At 73.9% G+C, this 24,100-nt stretch carries 17 protein-coding genes; 9 read left to right on the top strand and 8 right to left on the bottom strand.

Annotated features, from left to right (window positions below; all coding sequences use genetic code 11):
- Positions 1-22: 22 nt before the first annotated feature.
- On the top strand, positions 23-964 hold the full coding sequence (locus IPM45_07290; protein MBK9179372.1) for an MBL fold metallo-hydrolase: 942 nt from the start codon (positions 23-25) through the stop codon (positions 962-964).
- Positions 965-1,141: 177 nt separating this feature from the next.
- The gene (locus tag IPM45_07285; protein MBK9179371.1) at positions 1,142-3,319 is read left to right on the top strand and encodes an MMPL family transporter; all 2,178 of its coding nucleotides are present in this window, start codon (positions 1,142-1,144) and stop codon (positions 3,317-3,319) included.
- A 133-nt stretch (positions 3,320-3,452) separates the two neighbouring features.
- Here IPM45_07285 and IPM45_07280 read toward each other — a convergent pair whose 3' ends face one another.
- The 3 genes from IPM45_07280 to IPM45_07270 form a co-directional block, all read right to left on the bottom strand.
- On the bottom strand, positions 3,453-5,138 hold the full coding sequence (locus IPM45_07280; GenBank protein ID MBK9179370.1) for a fibronectin type III domain-containing protein: 1,686 nt from the start codon (positions 5,136-5,138) through the stop codon (positions 3,453-3,455).
- A 118-nt stretch (positions 5,139-5,256) separates the two neighbouring features.
- Positions 5,257-7,824 carry a valine--tRNA ligase gene (gene valS, locus IPM45_07275; protein MBK9179369.1) on the bottom strand — a complete coding sequence of 856 codons (2,568 nt, stop codon included), beginning with the start codon at positions 7,822-7,824 and terminating at the stop codon, positions 5,257-5,259.
- A 158-nt stretch (positions 7,825-7,982) separates the two neighbouring features.
- Positions 7,983-9,332: a GGDEF domain-containing protein gene (locus IPM45_07270; protein MBK9179368.1), complete on the bottom strand. Its 1,350-nt coding sequence runs from the start codon at positions 9,330-9,332 to the stop codon at positions 7,983-7,985.
- Positions 9,333-9,490: 158 nt separating this feature from the next.
- On the opposite strand from IPM45_07270, the gene IPM45_07265 reads away from it, so the two are divergent.
- The 4 genes from IPM45_07265 to IPM45_07250 all read left to right on the top strand — a co-directional run bounded on the left by IPM45_07265 (position 9,491) and on the right by IPM45_07250 (position 14,149).
- Positions 9,491-10,846: a cysteine--tRNA ligase gene (locus tag IPM45_07265; protein ID MBK9179367.1), complete on the top strand. Its 1,356-nt coding sequence runs from the start codon at positions 9,491-9,493 to the stop codon at positions 10,844-10,846.
- A gap of 54 nt (positions 10,847-10,900) precedes the next feature.
- Positions 10,901-12,148 (top strand): MFS transporter, encoded by a 1,248-nt coding sequence (locus IPM45_07260; protein MBK9179366.1) that lies wholly within the window; start codon positions 10,901-10,903, stop codon positions 12,146-12,148.
- An 88-nt stretch (positions 12,149-12,236) separates the two neighbouring features.
- Positions 12,237-13,451, top strand: coding sequence for an acyl-CoA dehydrogenase family protein (locus tag IPM45_07255; GenBank protein MBK9179365.1), 1,215 nt, complete (start codon positions 12,237-12,239; stop codon positions 13,449-13,451).
- Between the two features lie 164 nt (positions 13,452-13,615).
- Positions 13,616-14,149, top strand: coding sequence for a flavodoxin (locus IPM45_07250; protein MBK9179364.1), 534 nt, complete (start codon positions 13,616-13,618; stop codon positions 14,147-14,149).
- Between the two features lie 12 nt (positions 14,150-14,161).
- On the opposite strand, the gene IPM45_07245 is transcribed toward IPM45_07250, so the two are convergent.
- The gene (locus IPM45_07245) at positions 14,162-15,856 is read right to left on the bottom strand and encodes an amidohydrolase family protein (protein MBK9179363.1); all 1,695 of its coding nucleotides are present in this window, start codon (positions 15,854-15,856) and stop codon (positions 14,162-14,164) included.
- A gap of 147 nt (positions 15,857-16,003) precedes the next feature.
- On the opposite strand from IPM45_07245, the gene IPM45_07240 reads away from it, so the two are divergent.
- The 3 genes from IPM45_07240 to IPM45_07230 are packed head-to-tail and all read left to right on the top strand — an operon-like array spanning position 16,004 to position 18,406.
- A complete protein-coding gene (locus IPM45_07240; protein MBK9179362.1) occupies positions 16,004-16,594 on the top strand; it encodes a DoxX family protein in 591 nt (196 codons plus the stop codon).
- 16 nt (positions 16,595-16,610) lie between these two features.
- Positions 16,611-17,720, top strand: a complete 1,110-nt coding sequence (locus IPM45_07235) for a two pore domain potassium channel family protein (protein MBK9179361.1) — start codon at positions 16,611-16,613, stop codon at positions 17,718-17,720.
- A gap of 29 nt (positions 17,721-17,749) precedes the next feature.
- On the top strand, positions 17,750-18,406 hold the full coding sequence (locus IPM45_07230; protein MBK9179360.1) for a transglutaminase family protein: 657 nt from the start codon (positions 17,750-17,752) through the stop codon (positions 18,404-18,406).
- A gap of 80 nt (positions 18,407-18,486) precedes the next feature.
- Here IPM45_07230 and IPM45_07225 read toward each other — a convergent pair whose 3' ends face one another.
- The 4 genes from IPM45_07225 to IPM45_07210 all read right to left on the bottom strand — a co-directional run bounded on the left by IPM45_07225 (position 18,487) and on the right by IPM45_07210 (position 24,099).
- The gene (locus tag IPM45_07225) at positions 18,487-19,071 is read right to left on the bottom strand and encodes a TetR/AcrR family transcriptional regulator (GenBank protein ID MBK9179359.1); all 585 of its coding nucleotides are present in this window, start codon (positions 19,069-19,071) and stop codon (positions 18,487-18,489) included.
- Between the two features lie 33 nt (positions 19,072-19,104).
- Positions 19,105-21,429, bottom strand: a complete 2,325-nt coding sequence (locus IPM45_07220) for an EAL domain-containing protein (GenBank protein MBK9179358.1) — start codon at positions 21,427-21,429, stop codon at positions 19,105-19,107.
- A 250-nt stretch (positions 21,430-21,679) separates the two neighbouring features.
- Positions 21,680-22,789, bottom strand: coding sequence for a Zn-dependent alcohol dehydrogenase (locus IPM45_07215; protein ID MBK9179357.1), 1,110 nt, complete (start codon positions 22,787-22,789; stop codon positions 21,680-21,682).
- Positions 22,790-22,857: 68 nt separating this feature from the next.
- The gene (locus IPM45_07210) at positions 22,858-24,099 is read right to left on the bottom strand and encodes an amidohydrolase family protein (protein MBK9179356.1); all 1,242 of its coding nucleotides are present in this window, start codon (positions 24,097-24,099) and stop codon (positions 22,858-22,860) included.
- Between the last annotated feature and the right edge of the window lies 1 nt (position 24,100).

Genomic DNA, 24,100 nt, shown 5'->3' with positions numbered 1-24,100 from the left:
GCCGCACGAGGAGGACCGAGTGATGGCCCATCCGCCGTACACCCACGGCCTGCACGAGCTCGGGGACGGGCTGCACGCCTGGCTGCAGCCCGACGGGGGCTGGGGGTGGAGCAACGCCGGGCTGGTCACGGGCGACGGCGCCTCGCTGCTCGTCGACACGCTGTTCGACCTGCGGCTCACCCGCGAGATGCTCGACGCCATGGGCCCGCTCACCGCCCCGGCGCCGATCGAGACCCTGGTGAACACCCACGCCAACGGCGACCACTGCTACGGCAACGAGCTGGTGGTCGGCGCCGAGATCGTGGCGTCGGACGCCAGCGCCCGCGAGATGGGCGAGATCACCCCCCAGGTGCTGCACTCGCTGCTGCAGCTCGACCTGGGCGAGGAGCTGGGCGCGTACCTGCAGGGCGCGTTCGGGCCGTTCCGGTTCGAGGGGATCTCGGTGGCCGCACCCACGCGTACGTTCACCGGCAGCCTCGACCTCTCGGTGGGGGGCCGGGTCGTGGAGCTGATCGAGGTGGGCCCGGCCCACACCGCCGGCGACGTGCTGGTGCACGTGCCCGACGCGGCCACGGTGTTCACCGGCGACATCCTCTTCGTCGGCGGCACGCCGATCGTGTGGGCGGGGCCGGTGTCGAACTGGATCCGGGCCTGCGACACCGTCCTCGCCCTGGGGGCGAACACGGTGGTGCCCGGGCACGGGCCTGTCACCGACAAGCGCGGCGTCCGCGAGGTGCGGGGGTACCTCGACTGGGTGCTGGCCGAGTCGAGGTTGCGGCACCGGGCGGGCTTGAGCGCCGAGGAGGCGGCGCGCGACATCGACCCGGGCCCCTACCGGCGGTGGGGCGAGTGGGAGCGCCTCGCCGTGAACGTCGACGCCGCGTACCGCGAGCTCGACCCCGCCTACGTCGGTGCCGACGTGATCACCCAGTTCTCCCGCATGGCGGCGCTGGCGCGCCGCTGACCGCCCGCCTGGCGAGCGGCTCAGCTCCCGAGGCCGGCGAGCGGCCCAGCTCCCGGGGCCGTCGAGCGGCCCTCTTGCATACGGGTGGGGGTATCCCTAATATACCCCTGTGGGTATATCGCGACGCCGGAGCCGCGCGTGGCCCGGCTCGCCGACCGATGCGAGGGATCGCCGACCATGACCACGATCGCCCCCGACCACCTGCCCCCCGCTCACGAGCCGCCGAACCACCCGGACCCGAAGGCGTGGTTCAGCCGGCTGGCCGCACTCATGGCGCGCCGGCGCAGGGTGGTGCTGCTGGTGTGGCTGGTGCTGGCGCTGGCGGCCGCGCCGCTGGCGCTCTCGCTCACCGGGGCCCTGTCGGGCGCGGGCTGGGATGCCCAGGGCTCGACCGCGCAGCAGGTGCGCGACGAGCTCCGCCGGGACTTCCCCGAGGTGGGCGCCGAAGCCGCCATCGTCGTGGTCACCCAGCCGTCGCCGGTGGCCGACGACCCGGCGTTCGTCGAGGATCTGGTCGCGCAGCTCCAGCGCGCCCCGGGGGCAGCGCAGGTCGTCGACCCGTTGTCCCTCCCGCCCGAGGCCGGCCTGGTCTCGCCCGACGGGCGCACAGTGCTGGTGCCGGTGGCGCTCGACGGGGAGGAGGACGCCGACCTGCCGGAGGCGGCCGGGGAGCTCGGGCGCTTCGTGCGATCTGTCGACCCCCCCGACGGCACCGAGGTGAACACGACCGGTGAGTGGCCGGTCTGGAGCGACTTCAACACGACGAACGAGGAGGCCCTCCACAAGGCGGAGCTGCTCTCCGGCGTGCCCAGCATGATCCTGCTGTTCATCGCCTTCGGCTCGGTGCTGGCAGCCCTGCTGCCGCTGGCCCTGGCCGTCGCCGGCATCGCCGTGGGCTTCGCTGCGCTCCACCTGCTGGCCGACGCCCTCGACCTGTCGGTCTGGGCCATGAACTTCTCGATGATGATCGGCCTGGCCGTCGGCATCGACTACAGCCTCTTCATCGTCAGCCGCTACCGGGAGGAGCGCCTGGAGGGCAAGGACGCCGTCGAGGGGATCGAGGGCGCCCTGTCGACGGCCGGCAAGGCCGTGTTCCTCTCGGCCCTCACCGTGGTGCTCTCGCTCGCCGCGGTGTTCCTGGTCCCGATCATGGTGTTCCGGTCGATGGCGCTCGGCATGATCCTGTCGGTGGTGGCCGTGGCCGTGGCCTCGCTCACGCTGCTGCCGGCGCTCCTGGTGGCCATGGGGGACAAGGTCCTGGTCACCCGCACCCACCATCACCACAACCCCGACGTCGAGGCCGAGGGGCGGTGGGCCCGCTGGACCGGGCTGGCGCTGAGGCGGCCCGGAACCGTGCTGGCCATCGGGCTGGCCGTGCTTCTCCTGCTGGGCGCACCTGCCCTCGGCATGAGGCTGGGCATGCCAGGCGCCCGGGTGGTCGACGAGGGTCGTACCAGCCGCGACGGCTACGAGCAGGTGGTCGAGGCCTTCGGCCCCGGAGCGGCGGCGCCCCTGTACGTCACCGTGCCCGCCGGCGACGCCCAGCGGGTGGTGGAGGCGGCTGCGGCCGATCCGGCCGTGGTCGACGCCCGCATCGTGAGCGAGCCTGCCGACAGCGGCCGGGTGGTCGTCCGCGTCACCGGAAGCTCGGCTGTCGACCAGCCGGGCACCTCCGAGCTGGTGGAGCGGCTGCGTGGCCAGCTCGACGAGGCCGTGCCGGCCGCCCAGGTGGGTGGGCCGGCGGCCCAGAACCACGACCTCACGTCCGTGCTCACCGGTCGCGCCCCGTACGCCATCGGGCTGATCATGGTGGTGGCGTTCCTGCTGCTGCTCGTGGTGTTCCGCAGCCTCGTCATCGCCGTCACGTCGATCCTGCTGAACCTGGTGGGCGTGGCCGCGGCGTTCGGGTTCGCCACGCTGGTCTTCCAGCACGGGTGGGGTGCGTCGTTGCTCGGCATCCAGTCGCAGGGCTTCGTCGACGCCTGGGCCCCACTGTTCTTCTTCGCCCTGTTGTTCGGCCTGTCGATGGACTACCAGCTTTTCCTCTTGGCCGCGATCCGCGAGCGCTACGAGGCCACCGGCGACACGCAGCGGGCGATCCGCGACGGCATCGCCCGCACCGGGCGGCCCATCACCAACGCCGCTCTGATCATGATCGTGGTGTTCGTGGCCTTCGGGGTGACCGGGCCCATCCCGCCCACCGAGCTCGGCATCACCCTCGCCCTGGCCGTGCTGATCGACGCCACGGTGGTGCGGATGATGCTCGTGCCGTCGGTGATGGGCCTGCTGGGCGAGCGCAACTGGTACCTGCCCCGGTGGCTCGAGCGGCTCCCGAAGGTGAGCTTCAGCCACTGAGGGTGTCGGGCGGAGGACCGCTCGGCGGTCTCGGCGCGCCGAGGGGGCCCCGGAGGGCCCCCTCGGTGGTGCGCTGGGAGAGGTGCCCCGGAGGGCCCCCTCGGTCAGGTGCTGCTGGGTGGAGCCGTCGGGATCAGGGCCCCGGCGGCGGCAGGGTGACGCTGTTGGAGGTGACCCTCGGGCCCTCCACGCCGGCCTGGCTGATCGCTGCCACCTGGAAGGCGTAGGGCACGCCCTCGGTGAGGCAGTAGCCGAAGCCGCCGTACGAGCACCCGGAGATGTTCCAGCCCGTCGTGCTGGTCTCCTCGACGTCGACCTGGGTGCCGTTCTGCAGGATGTAGATGTTGTAGCCCTGCAGGATCACACCCGGCGGCGGGGCGTCCCACGTGAGGAACACCTCGTCCTGGTTGGCGTCGACCCTGGCCTGCAGGTTGGTGACCGCCGGCGGTGCGGGCGGCGGCGTCGGGTTGATCGTGACGGGTGCGCTCGGGTTGGACGCCGGCCCGATGCCGTTGCCGTTCTGGGCCTGCACCGTGAAGGTGTACGCCACGCCCTGGGACAGCCCGGTGAAGTTCAGCTGGTTGACGGCGCTGTTGGTGTTGCGCTGGGTGCCGCCGCTCACGCCCGTCGAGGGGCTCACCGTCACCGTGTAGTTGGTGATCGGGCTGTTCGACGGGTTGGAGGGGGTCCTCCACGACACGCTCACCGACGCGGCGCCGCTCTGTGTTGCGCCCACCGCTGACGGGGCGCCCGGCGTGGCCGGGTTGATGCCGCCGATCAGGTTGGCCACGGCCTGGGCGGTGCCGGCATCGACGCCGACCGCGACCAGGGTGGTGACGTTGGCGCCGAACTGCTGCACCCACAGGGCGGTCTCGGTGGGGACGCCGGGGGCGTTCACCAGGACCATCGGGGCCTTCACCTTGCCGGCGTGGTAGCCGGCGAACATGGTCGGGAAGAAGGTGCCCACCCCGGGCGAGATCACGAGCCTGGAGTTGGTGAAGCCCAGGATCTGGAGCTCGATGGTGGCCAGGTCGGCCGCCGTCTGCCAGCGGTCGATGCCGGCCTCCTGGATGACGCCGAACGTGCCCTGCAGGCCGCTCACCAGTGAGGGTGACATCACCGCCGACCCACCGACCACGATGAGCTGACGGGCGCCGATCGCCTGCAGCGCCTGCTGCACGGGGGTCGTCAGCGTGGAGCCGTCGGTGAGGAGGACGGCGTGACCCTGGTAGGCGATGGGCCCCACGCCGAGCGCGTCGACGACCGTCACGCCGTTGGCCAGGATCGCCGTCGGTGCGCCGTCGAAGGGCTTGGCCCCGTCGGTCGCGCCGAGGAACGTGGCCGTGGTCGCCGAGGTGGCGTAGCGGTCGACGCCCTGGAGGCGCTGGACGGTGCCGCCGATCTGGTCGAGCTGCTGCTCGACCGCGGCGGAGATGGCGGCGGTGCCACCCATGACGAAGATGGTGCCGTTGGGCGGGATGACCCGCTGGATCTCGGCCGACACGGCCGGGTCGAGCGAGTTGGTGGGGGTGGCCAGGATCGGCGCGTTGTACGCGCCGGCCAGCGCCGAGGCAGACAGCGCGTCGACGACGGTGTCGTTGCGCATCACGATGACCGCGCCGGCCGAGTCGGCCTGCGGGTACGTGGCCTGCGACACGCTGATGGACGCGGGTGTGGGATCGCCACCCCCGACCGACACGATGCTCGGCGTGGCCGCGGCGGCCACGCCAGCACCGACGAAGGGTGCCCCGGCGGCCACCACGGCGGCGCCGGCGAGTGCCGCTGCGGCGCGGCGCCACCTCGGTCTGGTCTTGAACATGTACGACTCCCTCTTTGGGCGGACAGGTACCCGGAACCCGCCGGGTTCTCCGATCCCCCCGGCCGGCGGGCGAGCGAAGGCTACCCCGGTCTCGTGGCGACGGCTCGGGGAAGGTTCGTCAGGACCGGGCGGCGTCGGGCTCGGCCAGCACCACGTCGATGCCGGCGGTGTCGGCGACGGCGGTCGCCAGGTCGGCGACGGTGCCCGCCTCGCGCACGTCGGCGGCGACCAGGTCGAGCGCGGCGAGCCGTCGCGCCGTGTCGCGAACCAGGACCCGCTCGACGGGGGCGCGCATCGATCGGCGGGCCTCGGTCTTGGCCCTGCGGATCTCGGCGAGGACGTCGACGGCCACGTCGAGCACGACGGGGTCGGCGGCGGGGCCGGCGCCCGCGGGGGCCAGCTCGTCGGGTGACGGCCAGGCGGCCCGGTGCACCGAGCCTTCCTGCCACCACGACCAGACCTCCTCGGTGACGAACGGGAGGAACGGTGCGAACAGGCGGAGCTGCACCGAGAGCGCCAGCGCCAGCGCGGCGTGGGCCGAGGCCGCCGGCGCCTCGCCCTGGGCCCCGTAGGCCCGGCCCTTCACCAGCTCGAGGTAGTTGTCGCAGAAGCCCCAGAAGAAGCTCTCGGTGCGCTCCAGGGCGCGGGCGTAGTCGTAGCCCTCGAAGGCGGTGGTGGCCTCGCCGACCAGGCCGGCCAGGAGGCCGAGCAGGGCCCGGTCGACCGGCTCGGTGACGGCCTCGGGGGCGATGCTGCCCACCGCGCCCAGGCCGAGCGTGAACTTCGACGCGTTCAGGATCTTGATGGCGAGTCGCCGGCCCACCTTCATCTGGTTCTCGTCGAACGCGGTGTCGACGCCGGGGCGGGCGCTGGTCGACCAGTAGCGCACCGCGTCGGAGCCGTGCTGTTCGAGCAGCCCCATCGGCGTCACCACGTTGCCCTTCGACTTCGACATCTTCTTGCGGTCCGGGTCGAGCACCCAGCCGGAGATGGCGGCGTCGGTGAAGGGGAGCGAGCCGTGCTCGAGGTGGGCGCGCACGACGGTGGAGAACAGCCAGGTGCGGATGATCTCGTGGGCCTGCGGCCGCAGGTCGAAGGGGAACACGCGGGCGAACAGGTCGGGGTCGTCGTCCCAGTGCCCGGCGATCTGGGGGGTGAGCGAGCTGGTGAGCCAGGTGTCCATCACGTCGGCGTCGGCCGTGAAGCCCCCGGGCGTGTCGCGCCGGGCCTCGGTGTAGCCGTCGGGCACGTCGGTGGTGGGATCGACGGGCAGCCGCTCCTCCGAGGGCAGCAGCGGCCGCTCGTGGTCGGCGGTGCCGTCGGCCCGCACCGGGTACCAGACCGGGAAGGGCACGCCGAAGAAGCGCTGCCGGCTGACGAGCCAGTCGCCGTTGAGGCCTTCCACCCAGCTCTCGTAGCGCGCCCGCATGTGCGGTGGGTGCCAGCGCAGCTCGCGGCCCCGCTGCACCAGCGCCTCCCGCAGCCCGGGGTCGCGACCGCCGTTGCGCACGTACCACTGGCGGCTCGTGACGATCTCGAGCGGCAGGTCGCCGCGCTCGTAGTACTTCACCGGGTGCGTGATCGGCCGAGTGTCGCCGAGCAGCTCACCGGACTCGCGCAGCTGCTCGACCACCCGCGCCCTGGCCTGCTTCAGGGTGGCCCGGGCGATCACCTGGTAGCGCTCCCGGCCCGCGGGGTCGTCGAGACCCGGGGGCGGCTGCTCGTGGACCCGCCCGTCTCGACCGACGATGCTCCGCACCGGCAGCCGGAGCTCACGCCACCACGTGACGTCGGTGAGGTCGCCGAAGGTGCAGACCATGGCGATGCCGGTGCCCTTCTCGGGGTCGGCCAGCTCGTGGGCCAGCACCGGCACCGGCACGCCGTAGAGCGGGGTGCGCACCTCGGTGCCGAAGAGGGGCCGGTAGCGCTCGTCGTCGGGGTGGGCCACCAGGGCCACGCAGGCGGCCAGCAGCTCGGGGCGGGTCGTGTCGATGACCACGTCGCCGTGGCCGTCGGCCCGGTGGAAGGCGACGGCGTGGTACGCGCCGGGCTGCTCGCGGTCCTCCAGCTCCGCCTGGGCGACGGCCGTGTGGAAGGTGACGTCCCAGAGGGTGGGGGCCTCGGCCTGGTAGGCCTCACCCCGCTCGAGGAGCCGGAGGAAGGCGCGCTGGCTGACCCTCCGGGAGTGGTCGTCGATCGTCTGGTAGCTCTGGCGCCAGTCGATCGACAGGCCCAGGCGGCGGAAGACGGCCTCGAAGGCCTGCTCGTCCTCCCGGGTGAGCTGCACGCACAGCTCGATGAAGTTCGGCCGGGAGACCGGGATCTGCTGCTTGCCGGGCTCGTCGGGCGGCCGGAACCCTGGGTCGTAGGGCAGGTGCGGGTCGCAGCGAACGCCGTAGTAGTGCTGCACCCGGCGCTCGGTGGGCAGGCCGTTGTCGTCCCAGCCCATCGGATAGAACACCCGCTTGCCCCGCATGCGCTGGTACCGGGCGATCGTGTCGGTGTGGGTGTAGGAGAACACGTGGCCCACGTGCAGCGACCCGCTGGCCGTGGGCGGCGGCGTGTCGATGGAGAACACGGCGTCACGGGGGGCGGAGCGGTCGAAGTGGTAGGTGCCCGTCGCCTCCCAGCGCTCGATCCAGCGGGGTTCGAGGCCGTCGAGGGTCGGCTTCTCGGGGACGTCCATAGCCGCGCCCACGGTAACCGCACCGCTCCGGGCGGCTCACCCCGGTTCGCCGGGCGTTCTCCGCCCGGTCAACCACCGCCAGGGTGGTCGATCCGCCGGAGAACCGGTTCCCCCCGGCGATCCGCCTCGAACGCCGTCGGCGAGCGGCGTGCCACCCGCTAGTCGGCGTCCAGCTCCACCGGCTGGTCGGGGAGCGGGCCGCCGGCCACGACCACCCGGTTGCGACCCTGCACCTTGGCCGCGAACAGGGCCTGGTCGGCCACGGCCACGATCTCGTCGAGGTCGTCGCCCTGGTTCGAGTCGGCCACGCCGAAGCTGGCGGTGAACCCGGGGCTGCCGCCCTCCGAGAGCGCCAGGGCGAGCGCCTCGCGCACCCGCTCGAGGGCGGAGACGGCGTCGACGGTCGAGCAGCTCGGGAACACCAGCAGGAACTCCTCGCCGCCGAACCGGGCGACGAGGTCGCCGGGCCGGAGGGTGCGGCGGAGCACCTGGGCGAAGAGCCGCAGGGCCCGGTCCCCGGCCTCGTGGCCGTGGGTGTCGTTGAGCTGCTTGAAGTGATCGAGGTCGCCCATGGCCACGGTGAAGGGTGTGAGGTCGCGGGCCAGCTCGCGGAGGTTGTTCTCGACGCTCCGGCGGTTGAGGAGCCCGGTGAGCGGATCGGTCGACGCCTGCACCTCGCTCCTGGCGAAGGCCCGGAGGTTCCCGATCCGGGTGCCGGCCTGGGTGGCGATCGACTCGAGGCGGTCGACGGCGTCGCGGGGCGTCGGGCCCATCGTGGCCGGCCGGGCCGTGTGCATGACGCCCACGGTGTGGCCGAGGATCGTGACGGGCACGCACACCGCCGAGCACGCGCCGCCCGGGCGGCCGCGGAGCCGGGGACAGGCGTCGAGGGCCTCGCTGCTGGCGAAGCGCAGGGTCTGGCCGCGGCGGACCGCAGCGCAGCCGCGGGGCGATTCCACCGGGCACCCGGGCCCCTCGCCGTCGGGTCCGGCTGTCACCGCCAGGCGGAGGTGCGCGTGGCTGGAGTCGGCGAGCAGCAGCTCGGCCGCGGTATCGGGGAGGACGGAGTCGAGGGCCCGACCGACCACCTGGAGGGCGCCGCCCTCGTCCTCGACCATGTCGAGGGCCCGCTGCAGGCGGGCGTCGAACTCCTGACGAGTGGCCTCGGCGACGAGCCACTCCTCGCGGCTGGTCACCGCGGCCTGCTGGTCTCGCAGCAGCTCCTGGAGCGGTCGTGCCAGCGCGAACCACATGCCGACGCCGACGATGCACGCGAACACCGCGAGCTCGGCGGCGACGCGGCCGGTGCCCTCGAGGTCGGGTTCGACCGCGCCGACCAGCAGGCGGGCGACGGCATCGGCGGCGATCACCAGAACCACCCCACCCACGAAGCCGATGACGGTCGACCGCATCGAGCCGTCGATCGACAGGAACCCCCTGCGGTGGGCGAGGGGCGAGCCCCAGGGGCTCTCCTCGTGTGACCGGTTCTCCGAGCCCTCGTCGGTCATCGGTGCTCCTCGCCTCGCCGGTGCCCGACCCGTCGCCGCACCGGCTGGGTGCCTTGCTCCCGTTCCGCCCCGGACGCTCTCAAGCATCGGCGCCCCAGGCCGCGACTTGAGCCACATTCCGGCCCGGGACCGGCCCAGCCGCCCGATACGGTGACGGGATGCTACGGCTCCACGACACCGCGCGGGGAGAGGTGCGCGAGCTCCGGCTGCGCGAGCCCGGCGTCGTCACCGTGTACGTGTGCGGGCCGACCGTCTACGACGTGCCCCACCTGGGCCACGGCCGCTCGGCCCTGGTCTACGACGTGCTCCGCCGCTACCTCACGTGGTGCGGGTTCGAGGTCCGGTTCGTGTCGAACATCACCGACGTCGACGACAACATCATCAAGCGCGCCGCCGAGCAGGGGCGCACGTGCGAGGAGGTCGTCGCCACCTACGAGGCGGCCTGGTGGGGGGCGATGGACGCGCTGGGGGTGGCCCGGCCGACGGCCGATCCGCACGCCACCGCGTACGTCGAGGGCATGGTGCGCCTCGTCGAGGAGCTGCTGCGCCGCGGCGTCGCCTACGAGACCGGCGACGGCGTGTACTTCCGGGCCGAGGCCGTCGCCGACTACGGCCTGCTCGCCGGCCAGCCCCTCGACGAGCTGCGTGCCGGTGCACGGGTCGACGTGGCCGAGGAGAAGCGGTCCCCGCTCGACTTCGCCCTGTGGAAGCGGTCGAAGCCCGGAGAGCCCACGTGGCCGTCGCCGTGGGGCCCGGGCCGGCCCGGCTGGCACACCGAGTGCGTCGTGATGAGCCTCGACCTGCTGGGCGAGGGCTTCGACCTCCACACCGGCGGCCTCGACCTCAAGTTCCCCCACCACGAGAACGAGCGGGCCCAGGCGGTGGCCCTCGGGCGCGACTTCGCGCACCACTGGATGCACCACGGTTTCGTCGAGGTCGCGGGCGAGAAGATGTCGAAGTCGCTCTCCAACTTCACGTCGCTCGCCGACTTCCTGGCGCGGGCCGACGCACGCGCCTACCGCCTGCTGGTGCTGCGGGCGCACTACCGCTCGCCCCTGGAGGTGACCCCCGGCAGCGTCGCCGACGCCGAGGCGGCCCTGGCCCGTCTCGACGCCTTCGCCCGGCGCACCTCGGGGCTGCCCGCCGCCGAGCCCGATCCGGAGGTGCTGGCCCGGTTCCGCGAGCGCATGGACGACGATCTCGACACGCCGGGGGGCGTGGCCGTGCTGTTCGAGGCCGTCCGGGCCGCCAACGCCGCGCTCGACGAGGGCGACGCCGGCGTGGCCTCGGCGCTGGCCGCCGCGGTGCGCGAGCTGACGGCGGCGGTGGGCCTCGAGCTCCACGCCGAGACCGACGAGGTGCCGCCGGAGGTGGCGGCGACCGCCGCGCGCCGCGACGCGGCGCGCGGCGAGCACGACTGGGCCACGGCCGACGCCCTGCGGGCCGAGCTGGAGGCCGCCGGCTGGGCCCTGGAGGACACGCCCGCCGGCACCACCGTCCGCCGTGCCCGCTGACGGCGCCTCGGCCGACTTGACGCCGCGACGCCCGGCCGCGTCTGCTGGTTGACCGTGCGAGGCAGAGGCCGCGGCGTCGGTCGCGAGCGCCAACCGCTGCCGCCGGGCTTCGGCACCATCTGGACGACGGTCGCCCTCGACTTGGTGGGGTTCGGCATCGTCCTGCCGATCCTGCCCCTCTACGCCGAGGACTTCGGGGCCAGCGGGACCGTCGTCGGGCTGCTCGTGGCGTCGTTCTCGATCGCCCAGCTGCTGTTCGCGCCGGTGTGGGGCCGGGTGTCGGATCGCGTCGGGCGCAAGCCCGTGCTCATCGTGTCGCTCGTCGGCACAGCGGTCGGGAGCTTCCTCACGGGCATCGCGGGGTCGCTCTGGGTGCTCTTCGCGGGCCGGATCATCGACGGCATCTCGGGCGGCAGCGTCTCGGTGGCGCAGGCCGCGGTCACCGACCTCGCACCACCGGCCGAGCGGCCCCGGCTCCTCGGGCTGCTGGGGGCGGCCTTCGGCGTGGGGTTCGTCGCCGGGCCGGCCATCGGCGGGCTGGCCGCGCTGGGGGGTCCGCACGTGCCGTTCTTCATCGCGGCCGCCCTGGCGGCGGTGAACGCGGTGGTGGCCGCCAAGCGCCTCCCCGAGACGTCGACGGCCGCGATCCGGCGGACCGCGCGGCCGGCCGCCGGCGCCCCCAGCGGTCCGGAGACGAGCGCGGTCCGGTCCGCCCTCGTCCGCTACGCCCTCGTGGCGTTCGTGAGCCTCATGGCGTTCAGCGGGTTCGAGGCCACGTTCTCGCTGTTCGGCGAGCGCCGCTTCGGTCTCACGATCTCCAGCGCCGCCGCGGTGTTCGCCGGCATCGGCCTGGTTCTCGTGATCGTCCAGGGCGGCCTGATCGGCCCGGCGGTGGCCCGGTTCGGCACGGCCGGATCGCTCCGGCTGGGCCTGTCGTCCGGTGCCGGCGGGATGGCGGCGCTGGCCGTGGCGACCACGTGGCCGGTGCTGGCGCTGGCGCTCCTGCTGATCGTGGTGGGCCAGGGCATGGTCACCCCCACCCTGTCCGCGCTGGTCGCCAACCGGGCTCCCGCACCGCGCCGGGGCGGGGCCCTCGGGATGCAGCAGGCCGCAGGTGGGCTGGGACGCGTGGTCGGCCCGGCGCTGGGCGGCGTGCTGTTCGAGCACGTCGGCCTGGCCGCACCGTACGTGGTGGGGGCCGTGCTGACGCTGGCCGCGCTGGGGCTGGTGGCCGGGGAGCGCGACCAGCCCGACGGCGGGGTGGCGCACACGGGCGGCGCGGGTCGACAAGCCGCGCACTGAGGCGTACCGTCTGGTGTGGTTACCCAGCGGTAACCTACCGCCGGGTAACCAGTGCCGTTGCCTTCCCTGTCGCCCCCGAGGTGGTGCCATGCCCGATTTCTCACTCGAGCTCAACGAGGATCAGCTGCAGGTCCAGAAGTGGCTCCACGACTTCTCGGAGACCGTGATCCGGCCCGCGGCCCACGAGTGGGACGAGCGGGAAGAGACCCCCTGGCCGATCCTGGAAGAGGCCTCCAAGATCGGGCTGTACTCCTTCGACTACATCGCCACCGCCTTCGGTGACCCGACCGGGCTCACCGTGCCCATCACGTGCGAGGAGCTGTGCTGGGGCGACGCGGGCATCGCCATGTCGATCCTCGGCTCCACCCTGGCCGTGGCCGGGCTGGTCGGCAACGGCACACCGGAGCAGGTCATGGAGTGGGCGCCCGAGTGCTACGGGACTCCCGGCGACGTGAAGCTGGGTGCCTTCGCCGTGAGCGAGCCCGACGCCGGTTCCGACGTGAGCTCGCTGCGCACGCGGGCCGTCTACGACGAGGCCACCGACGAGTGGGTGCTCAACGGGGCCAAGACGTGGATCTCCAACGGTGGCATCGCCGACGTGCACGTGGTGGTCGCCTCGGTCGACCCGGCGCTGAAGGGCCGGGGCCAGGCCAGCTTCGTGATCCCCAAGGGCACCCCGGGCCTGAGCATGGGCTCCAAGTTCAAGAAGCACGGCATCCGGGCCAGCCACACCGCCGAGGTCCTCCTCGACGACTGCCGGATCCCGGGCCGCATGCTGCTCGGCGGCAAGGACAAGCTCGACGAGCGCCTGGCCCGGGCCCGCGAGGGCGGCCACACCCACACCCAGGCGGCCATGGCCACCTTCGAGATGACCCGCCCCGCGGTGGGGGCCCAGGCCATCGGCATCGCCCGGGCGGCCTACGAGTACGCCCTCGACTACGCCAAGGAGCGCAAGCAGTTCGGCCGTCCGATCATCATGAACCAGTCGATCGCCTTCATGCTGGCCGACATGAAGACCGAGATCGACGCCGCCCGCCTGCTGGTGTGGCGGGCCGCCTGGATGGGTGCCGCCCGCAAGCAGTTCGTGAGCGGCGAGGGCTCGATGTCGAAGCTGAAGGCCGGCCGGGTGGCGGTGTGGGTCACCGAGCGGGCCATCCAGATCCTGGGCGGCTACGGCTACGTGCGCGAGTACCCGGTGGAGCGCATGCACCGCGACGCCAAGATCTACGACATCTTCGAGGGCACCGAGCAGATCCAGCAGCTGGTCATCGCCCGGGCCATCTCGGGTCTGCGCGTCGAGTAGCCGTCACCGCCCTCGGGAACCCGCGAGGGGCCGCGCCGCATCGCCTGGCGCGGCCCCTCGTCGCGTCGGGATGGCGCGTCTGCACCAGCCGCGGGGGGTGCGGACGCGTCTGGCGCGCGTGACGCGGGTTCGTCACCGTGAGACCAGACGCTGGGAGGTGACCGATGCCCGCGCTCGTCGTCTTCGAGTCCCGGTACGCCAACACGCACGCCGTCGCCGCAGCCATCGCCGACGGGCTACGGAGCCAGCTGTCGGTCGACGTGGCCCCGGTCGCCGACGCGCCCTGGGAGCGCGTCGCCGCGGCCGAGCTGCTGGTGGTGGGCGGCCCGACCCACGCCCACGTCCCCTGGACGGGCACCCGCCGGGCCGTCCTGACCGACGAGCGGCACCGCCGCGACCCCGACCCCGCGGCCGACGCGGGCAGCCTGCGCGACTGGCTCGGCTCGCTGGGGCGCGTCGCCGGGACCGCCACGGCCACGTTCGACACCCGCTTCCGCAAGCCGCTGCTGCTGACGGGCTCGGCCGCCCACGGGACGGCGCGCCGCCTGCGCCGCCGGGGCTTCGTGCTGCTCGACGAGCCGGCCAGCTTCTTCGTGGGCGACGTCGCCGGGCCGCTGCTGTCCGGCGAGGCGCACCGGGCCATGGTGTGGGGGCGGGCCCTCGCCGACCGGCACGTGCGGATCCGCTTCGCCGCCTGAGGACGCCAGCGCCTACGAGGGGTGGCTGCGCAGCACCACCCCCGCCAGCTCGCCGGTGGGCTCGCCCCGATCCAGGAACACCCGGCCGTTGACGACGGTGGCGTCGTACCCGGACGCGCGCTGCACGAACCGGCCGGCCCCGCCGGGGAAGTCGTGCTCGAACCGGGGGAGCTCCAGGGCGAGGGCGTCCACGTCGATCACGTTCACGTCGGCGTAGGCGCCGGGGGCGAGCACGCCGCGGCCGTCGAGGCCGAACAGGCGGGCGGTGTCCGATGTGAGCCGCCTCACCCCGTCCTCCAGGCTGACGAGGCCCCGGTCGCGCACCCAGCTGGCGAGGAACCAGGTGGGCTGGCCGGCATCCATGATCTGGCCCACGTGGGCGCCCGAGTCGGCCAGCCCGAGCACGGTCGACGGGTGGGCCAGCATCCACTCCACGGCCTCGGGCTGCTGGTTGAGGAACGGGAAGCTGAAGGCGGCCCGCCCGCCGGTCTCGTCGGAGATCCGCAGGAAGGCGGTGACCACGTCCTCGCCGGCCCGCTCGGCGTGGGCGGCGAGCGAGTCGGCCGCGGTGAAGGCGTAGTCGGCCGGCTCGGTGGCGAGCACGAACACCTTGGCCCAGTCGAGGGGCGGCAGCTGGTCTCGGGCGTCGGCCTCGAGGCGGGCCCGCCGCTCCGGGTCGCGGACCGCGGCCAGGCGGCCGGCCAGGTCGACGTCGCGCAGCGCACGCCAGGCCGGTGCGCGATCGAACGGGGTGCGCGCCGCCAGCCCGAACATGATCGCGATGCCCCGGGGTGTGGTCTGCGGGCGCACCAGCCCGCCGCCGGCGGCCTCGGCGTCGACGAAGTCGTAGATGCGCCGGTACAGGGTGGGGCCGAGGTCGGACTGGGCGATCCCGAAGGTGACGGGCCGCCCGCTGCGGCGGGCGACCTCGGCCATCCAGTGCACCTCGGCACGGGTGTTCTCGAAGTCGGTGCCCGGCTTCTCGAACCGGGGCGCGACCTCGAACACACCGGCCCTCCGGCGGCCCAGCACGTCGCCGATGGCGAAGAGCTCATCGGTGGCGGCCCAGGTGCCGGGCACCGGGCGCCCGTCGGGCACGCGGTGCAGCAGCGTGCGCGAGGTCGAGAAGCCGAGGGCGCCGGCGGCGATGGCCTCGTCGACCACCGCGGCGATGGCGGCCACGTCGTCGGCGGTGGCCGGCGCCTCGTCGAGGCCCCGCTCGCCCATCACGTGGTGGCGCACCGCGCAGTGGCCCACCATGCCGCCCACGTTCAGCCCCTTCGGGAGGCGCTCCAGGGAGTCGAGGTACTCGCCGTAGGTGACCCAGTCCCAGGGGAGCCCGCTCAGGATCGACGCCGCGGGGATGTCCTCGACCGACTCCATGAGCTCGGCCAGGTAGGAGCGGTCCTCGGGCCGACAGGGGGCGAAGGTGACCCCGCAGTTCCCGAGGACCACCGACGTCACGCCGTGCCAGCACGACGACGTGCCGAGCGGGTCCCAGGCGATCTGGGCGTCGAGGTGGGTGTGGATGTCGACGAAGCCGGGCGTGACCACGCGGCCCTCGGCGTCGAGCTCGCGCCGGCCGCCCTCGGGCACGTCGCCGACGGCCGTGATGCGATCGCCGTCGATGGCCACGTCGGCGGTGCGGGCCGGCGCACCGGTGCCGTCGACGACCGTGCCGGCGCGGATGACGAGGTCGTGGGCCATGGCTCCCCCTGTGGTGACCGGCTCCCACGGCCGGGCCGACCGGACGATATCCCGCGGTTCTGCGTCCCGATCGGCCCGCTACCCGCGCCGATCGGGACGCAGAACGGAGCGGGGCCGGGGCGGAGCACCTCGCGTAGGGTGCCGGTCATGGCACGACACCCCTCTCGTCGCGGTCGCAGCGGCGGCGACGTGGCCCGGCTGGCCCTCCGGGTCGCCGTGGGCGGCACGATGGTCGCGCACGGCTGGAACCACCTCTACGGCGGCGGCAGGATCGACGGCACGGCCCGCTGGTTCGCCGGCATCGGGATGCGCCAGCCCCGGGCCCAGGCCTGGCTCGCCTCGATCACCGAGGTGGCGGCCGGGAGCGCGCTGGTCGCCGGGGCCGCCACGCCCCTCGCCGCGGCCGGTGTGGTGGGTCCCCTCGCGGTCGCGATCGCGTCGGTGCACCGCAAGAACGGCTTCTTCGTCTTCCGCGAGGGGTGGGAGTACACCGGCAACCTGATCGTGGCGGCCATGGTGGTGGCCGCCCTGGGGCCGGGACGCTGGAGCGTCGACCGCGCCCTCGGCGTCGACGGTCGCCTCTCCGGCCGTCGCGGCGCGGCCATCGCCGCCCTCGGCCTGGCCGGGGCGGCAGCCCAGCTGGCCGCCTTCTACCGGCCGGAGCCACCGGCCCCGCCGGTGTCGTGGGCCCCACCCGAGGCGGAGCTCGATCAGCCGATCGGCCCCCCCGGGGCCTGATCGGCGCCGATCGCCCGTGGACGCCATCCTCGACGCCGTCGACGTCGCCGCCGTCTCCGCCGGCCTCGTCCTCGCCGGCGGCGTCGGCCTCTCGGCCGTCCGCACCGTCGTGCTGCCCCGCGGCGGCATGACGCGCATCAACCGGGTCGTGTCGTTCGGGGGCTACCGCGCCTTCCGGGCCGTGGCCCGTCGCCGGCGGACCTGGGCGGGCGAGGACCGGGTGATGGCCCTCTACGCCCCCCTCACGATGGTGCTGCTCCCCGTGGTGTGGCTCGCGCTCGTGCTCATCGGGTTCACCCTGGTGTTCTGGGGGCTGGACCAGGGATCGCCGAGCGGCGCCTTCCTGGTCAGCGGGTCGACGCTCTTCACGCTGGGGTACGCGCCGCCGCGGGGCGACGGAGCCAGCGCCGTCGGGTACATCGAGGCCTTCCTCGGCCTCGGGCTGGTCGCCCTCCTCATCACCTACCTCCCGACCCTCTACAACGCGTTCAGCCGCAGGGAGGTGGTGGTCATGCTGGCCGCGCCGCTGTTCGGCACCCCGCCGTCGGGTGAGACGGCGCTGCTGCGCCTGCGCGAGGCCGACGGCATCGACCAGCTCGAGGGCTGGGCCGTCGCCGCCCGCCAGTGGTTCGCGGAGATCCAGGAGAGCCACAGCTCCTTCGCGGCCCTGTGCTTCTTCCGGTCCCACCAGCACGACCACTCGTGGGTGACGGCGGCCGGCGCGACCCTCGACATGACCGCCCTGGTCGTGGGGTGCCTCGACGTGACGCCCCGCACCGAGACCGTGCTCCTGCTGAACGGCGGGGCCGAGTGCCTGACCCGGCTGTGCCGGATCGTGGAGCTGGCGGCGGCCACGCCTCCCGGCGATGCGCCGCTCTGGGTGTCGCGTGCCGAGCTCGACGAGGTGCTCGACCGACTGCAGGCCGCCGGGGTCCCCGTGCGCACCGACCGGGACGCCTGCTGGGACGGCTTCGTGGCGGCCCGCGGCTCCTACGACGGGGCGCTGGTGGCGCTGGCCGCGGCCGTGATCGCTCCCCCCGCGCCGTGGTCGGCGGACCGGGACGCCCCGCCGTTCCGGCCCCGGCTCATGCGTCGGCCGCCCCGTGCCGGCGACGACCTCACGTGAGGCAGGATCGCGACGTGCCGACGGACCCCATCGACGACCTCGACGCCTGTCTCGCCCCCGGGCGCTTCACCGACAGCGACCACCCCGACGTGGTCGCCTTCGCCGAAGCGGTCACCGCGGGCGTGGCCGGGTCGCGCCAGCAGGCCGTCGAGCTGTTCCTGGCGGTGCGCGACGGCATCCGCTACGACCCCTACGTGGTCTCCCGCGATCCCGACGACTTCCGGGCCAGCCGCGTCGTGCACACCGATCGGGCGTGGTGCGTGCCCAAGGCGGTGCTCCTCACGGCGGCGTGCCGGGCGGCCGGCATCCCCGCACGCCTCGGTTTCGCCGACGTCCGCAACCACCTGAACAGCGAGAAGCTCCGGGCCACGATGGGCACCGACCTGTTCGTGTTCCACGGCTTCAGCGAGCTGTGGCTCGGTGGTCGCTGGGTGAAGGTGAGCTCGGCGTTCAACAGGGAGCTTTGCGAGCGCTTCGGCACCCGGGTGCTCGACTTCGACGGCGAGCACGACGCGCTCATGCACCCGTACGACCGCGCCGGCCACCGCCACATGGAGTACGTGAGGGAGCGGGGCTCGTACCTCGACCTGCCCCTCGAGGAGATGTGGGCGGTGTTCCGCGACGTCTACCCGGGCTACGACGACCTCCCCCCGGTGGTCGACGACGCGTTCCACCGACGGGGCTGATCGGGGCCCGAATTCGCGCCGAGCCGTGCGAGATCGGCCCGAGGCGCCGGGGCCGCCGGCGCGACGTGTGACCCGCTCCGTCAGAGGCGGCGCACGCCCCGCAGGCCGTTCCAGGCCAGGTCGGCCACCTGGGCCGCGACCCGCTCGGGGTCGAGGTCGAGCGCGCCGCCGACCCACCGCCGGCTGGTCGCCTCGGCCATGCCGACGAGGGCGTGGGCGAGGAGCAGGCGCTGCTCGGTGTCGACGTCGGCGTCGATCAGCGGGGCGATGGCCTCGGCGATGGTGGCCTCGACCAGCCGGACCGCGTCGGCGAACTCCTGGTCGCGCCGGGCACCGCTGCCGAACAGCAGGGTGAAGGCGGCGGGCTCGGTGTCGACGAAGCGGAAGTAGGCGAGCATGCCCCGCTCCACCTGCTCGCGCGGCCGCCCGGCCTCGGCGGTGGCCTTGGCGATCGACGCCAGGAGCCGTCCACCCACGTCGTCGAGCAGCTCGAGGTAGAGGTCTCGCTTCGATCGGAAGTGCTGGTAGAGGACGGGCTTGGTGACGCCGGCGGCCTCGGCGATGCCGTTCATGGACGCCCGATGGAAGCCCTCGGCCGCGAAGACGCCGAGGGCCACGTCGAGCAGCTGGCGGCGTCGCTCGGCCGCAGGCAGTCGCACGCTCATGGTTACCCGAGGGTAACAACCCCGGGGGTGGGGTCAGGCCCGGGCGGCCAGCAGGGCGTCGATCTCGTCGGCGGGCAGGGGCGGGGAGTAGAGCAGGCCGGTGGCGGCGTCGCACCCGAGGGCCCGGAGCGCGTCGGCCTGGGCCTCGCGCTCCACGCCCGTGGCGACGATCGGCCGGTGGACGCGCTTGGCCAGGGCGACCACGGCGCCGATGACGGCCTCGGCGTCGGGGTCGACGGGGAGCCCGGCCACCAGGCTGCGGCCCACCTTGAACACGTCGGGCTCGGTGCGCTGCAGGGTGACCAGCGACGTCCAGCCGCTGCCGACGCGCTGCACGGCGAGCCCCACGCCCAGGGCTCGCACCGCGGCGAGCTCGCCGTGGCGCGTCGGGCTGTCGGGGTCGAGGGCCTCCACGGGCACCTCGATGCAGAGGGCGCCCGGCTCCAGCCCGCTCTCGTCCAGTGCCGTGCGCACCGTCGCCGCGTAGCCCGGGGCGTCGAGCTGCTCGGCCGACACGTTCACCCGGAGGGGCAGGCGCTGGTCGGGGCGGGCCCGGTGCCACCGGCCGGCCTCGGCGCAGGCGCCGCGCAGCACCCAATCGCCGATGCCCCGGATCAGACCGGTCTCCTCGGCGAGCGGGATGAAGCTCTGGGCCGAAAGTCGGGTGCCGTCGGGCCGCCGCCAGCGCGCCAGGGCCTCGACCGCGACCACGCTGCCCGTGTGCAGGTCGATCTCGGGCTGGTAGTGCACCTCGAGCTCGCCGCGCTCGAGGGCTCGGCGGAGCTCCGCCTCCAGCTCCAGGCGCTGGACCACCTGGGAGCGGAGCGTCTCGTCGAAGAGCTCGAATCGGTTGCGACCGTGCTCCTTGGCCTCGTACATGGCGGTGTCGGCATTGGCGACGAGCTCGCCCGGATCCGTGCCCGGCCCATCGGACAGCGCGATCCCGATGCTGGTGGTCACATGGAGCTCGTGGCCGTCCACCAGCAGCGGCGCGCGCATCACGTCGAGCAGGCGTGTCGCCGCCCGCGCCGCCTCGGCGGGGTCGCCGAGGTGGTCGAGCACGGTCACGAACTCGTCGCCACCCATCCGGGCCAGGAGGTCGCTGGGCCGCAGCGCCTGGCCGAGGCGGCGGGCGACGGCCACGAGGAGGTGGTCGCCCACCGCGTGTCCGAGGGCGTCGTTCACGTCCTTGAAGCGGTCGAGGTCGCAGAAGAGCACCGCCACCTGGCCGGGCTGGCGCGCCAGGCGGCCCAGCGCCCTGCCGAGGTGCTCGACGGCGAGGGCTCGGTTGGCCAGCCCGGTGAGCGGATCGTGCATCGCCCGGCGGGCCAGCTCCTCCTGGCTGCGGTGACGCTCGTCGACGTCGACGCCGACGAGCAGGAGGCTGGCGACGGCGCCGTCGGGCCCGTGCTCGGGGATGACGTGCACCTCCGTCCAGCGGGGCCCGTGGAGCGTGTGGACCTCGATCTCCTCGACGTGCGGCTCCCCGGCGTCGATGGCCCGGTCGACGACGGCCTGCCAGAAGGGCACCCGCTCACCGCCGAACCGGGACACCTCGGCCAGCGGGGCGCCCGGTCGGGAGAGCAGCGCCTCGCCCAGCAGCTCACCGGCACGGGGGTTGCCGTAGAGGATCCGCAGGTCGGGGGTCACCCGCACGACACCCAGCGGCAGGCCCTCCACGAGCGAGCGGTGCCGCTGCTCGCTGGAGCGCAGGGCCTCCTCGGCCTGCACCTCCGCGGTCACGTCGCGCACCGAGCAGCGCACCTCGACGGCGGTGTCGGATCCGTCCTCGCGGATCACGGTGGCGTTGACCTCGACCCAGTGCCGCGTGTGGTCGTCGAGGTCGACGCGGAGGCGGATCGGACCAGGCTCGACCCCGTCGCGCACGAAGGCGTCCCACGTCTCCTGGGCCCGCCGGGCGTCCGCCTCGGCCACCAGGTCGAGCGTGCGGCGGCCGAGGTACGCCGCGGGCTCCACCCCGAGCACGGTGCGCGCCGCCGGGGAGGCGTAGTGGATCGTGCTGTCAGGGCCCATCAGCATGATGACGTCGGTGGCCGTTTCGGCCAGCGTGCCGAAGCGCCGCTCCGACTCGACCAGGGCGGCCGTGGCCTCGTCGGCGACCCGTTGCTGCTCCGTGAGGTCGGTGACGACGGCCACGGCGCCGATCACGGCGCCGTCGGGAGCCAGGTCCGGCACGAAGCGGGTGTAGAAGAAGAGGCGCCGGTCGCCGACCGGCACCCAGCGCGACCAGGTGGTGGTCCGGCCTCCCAGGGCGGCGGCAAGGGCCTCGCGGCGTTCGCCGCCCGGATCGGCCACGACGGCCTCGACCGACTCGAGCGTCCCCCCCGTCACGGGCATCTCGGCCCGGTCGAGCACCGCCCGGGCGGCCGCGTTGGCGAACGTGATCCGCCCGCGGGGCTGAAGTGCACGACCATGTCGGGGATCTCGTCGAGGAGCCGCACCGCGCCTCCGTCGCCCGCCGGCCGGCCGGTCGTGCCGTCGATCGCCATCGACCTCCTCCTTGCCGTCGAGGTTACGCCCGGACGCGCCGATGCCGGCCCTGCGGCCGGCATCGACACGACCGGAGGGGCTCCCTCCGGCGCCCGGATCAGTGGGTGTGCTGGATCACGGAGCGGGCCACCTCGCCCGCCTTCATGGCCTCGAAGGCGTCGTTCACCTCGCCGACGGCGATGCGGCGGGAGATCAGCTCGTCGAGCTTCAGCTGGCCCGTGCGGTAGTACTCGATCAGCTTGGGCACGTCGGTGTGGACGTTGGACGAGCCGTACCAGCAGCCCTTGATGGTCTTGGCCGTGTACACCAGCGAGAAGGCGGCCGGGAGGCTGAGCACCACGTCGAGCCGGGGCACGCCCACGATCACGGCCTCGCCGCCCTTGCGGATCATGTTGATGGCCTGCTCCATGGTGGGGCCCAGGCCGATCACCTCGAAGCTCACGTCGGCGCCCCGCTGGCCCGTGAGGTCCATCACCGCCGACACCGGGTCGACCTCCTTGGCGTTGACGGTCTTCGTCGCGCCGAACTGCTCGGCCAGCTCGAGCTTCGACGGCACCATGTCGATCGCGATGATCTCGCCGGCGCCGGCGATCTTGGCGCCCTGGATCACGTTGAGGCCGACCCCGCCGCAGCCGATCACGGCCACCGTGTCGCCCTGGCGGATGTCGGCGGTGTTCAGGGCGGCGCCGACGCCGGTGAGCACGCCGCAGCCGATGAGGGCGGCGGCGTCGAGGGAGATGTCGTCGGGGATCTTGACCGCGCTCACCTCGGGGATGATCGCCGTGTCGGCGAACGTGCCGGCCATGGCCATCTGGAACAGCGGGAGGCCGCCCGACGTGAAGCGCGTGGTGCCGTCGACCATCCCACCGGTCATGGCGGCGGCGGCCAGGTCGCACAGGTAGCCCTCGCCGCGGGTGCAGAAGTAGCACTGGCCGCACTGGGGCACCCACGACACCACGATGTGGTCGCCCACGGCGACCCTGGTGACGCCCGGGCCGATCTCCTCGACGATGCCGGCGCCCTCGTGGCCGAGCACCACCGGCATCGGCAGCGGGATCGTCCCGTTGTTGACGGACAGGTCGGAGTGGCACACGCCCGAGGCGACCATCCGCACCCGCACCTCTCCGGGGCCGGGTGCGGCGATCTCGATGTCGTCGCGGATCTCGAGCGGTGCGTCGATGCCGGTGCAGACGGCGGCCTTGACCATGGGAACCCCCTGGGTGGGTCGGCGAACGCTCGCATGGTGGCACACCGCCCGGGTCCCCGCGGTGCGGCTCAGGTCGGGGAGCCCGCAGCCACCGCCCCGCCCTTCATCACCAGGTCGATCCGGGGTCGCTCGCCGGCGAGCACGCCCAGGTCGCGGAGCGGGTCGCCGTCGACCAGCAGCAGGTCGGCGAGGGCGCCGGCGCGGATGACCCCCAGCTCGCCGTCGCGCTGGAGGAGGGCGGCGTTCACCAGCGTCGCCGAGCGCAGCACGTCGGCCGGGGTCTGCACCCGGGCCCGGATGAGGAGCTCGTCGCTCTGGTAGCGCCGGGTCTCGCCGAGCAGGTCGGTGCCGAAGCCGATGGGCACGCCGGCGCGCGAGGCGACCTCGAGCGAGCCCAGTCCCTGCTCGAGGACGTCGTCGAGCTTGGCCAGGCCGACGGCCGGGAAGCCGAGGGCCGCGCCCAGCTCGGCCAGCTTCTCGTAGGTGACGAGCGTGGGCACCAGGAAGGCGCCCCACTCGGCCATCAGCGCCGCGGTGGCGTCGTCGAGCAGGTTCCCGTGCTCGATCGACCGCACGCCGGCGTGCACCGCCCGGGCGATGGCGCCCGGGGTGTAGGCGTGGGCCATCACGTAGGTGCGCCACGCCTCGGCCTCCTCGACCGCGGCCCGCAGCTCGCCCTCGGAGTACTGGAGCACCCAGATCGGGTCGGACGGCGACGCCACCCCGCCCGACGCCATCACCTTGATCTGGGTCGCGCCCCGTCGCAGCTCCTCCCGGGCCGCCCGCCTCACGCTGTCGACGCCGTCGACGACGTGCGAGAACGAGCTGGAGTGGATCTCGCAGCCGCACAGCCGGGGCGCGTCGTCGTACGGTCGGAAGTCGCCGTGCCCGCCGGTCTGGGACAGCACCCGGCCCGAGAAGAACAGGCGCGGGCCCCGGATCACGCCCAGCTCGACGGCGCGGGCCAGGCCGTGATCGGCCCCGCCGGCGTCACGCACCGTGGTGTAGCCCCGGCGGAGGGTCGCCTGGAGCTCGGCCCCCGCCTCGTTGGCCACCAGGGTGACGGGTCGCCTCGCCATGGCGCCGATGTCGAGGGTGCTGAGGCCCACGTGCACGTGGGCGTCGATGAGCCCGGGCAGCAGGGTGCGGCCCCGGCAGGCCACCCGGAGCCGGGGCTCCGGTCCGCCGCGGAGGGGGCCGTCGGCCACGTCGACGATGCGCTCGCCGTCGACCAGCACCCAGGAGCCGGGCCGCAGCGCACCGGCCTCCACGTCGAGCAGGGCGGCGTCCTCGAACAGGGTCGTGGCCATG

The organism is Acidimicrobiales bacterium (assembly GCA_016716005.1).
Classification (GTDB): Bacteria; Actinomycetota; Acidimicrobiia; order Acidimicrobiales; family JADJXE01; genus JADJXE01.
This window is presented reverse-complemented; position numbering and strand designations above follow the sequence as displayed.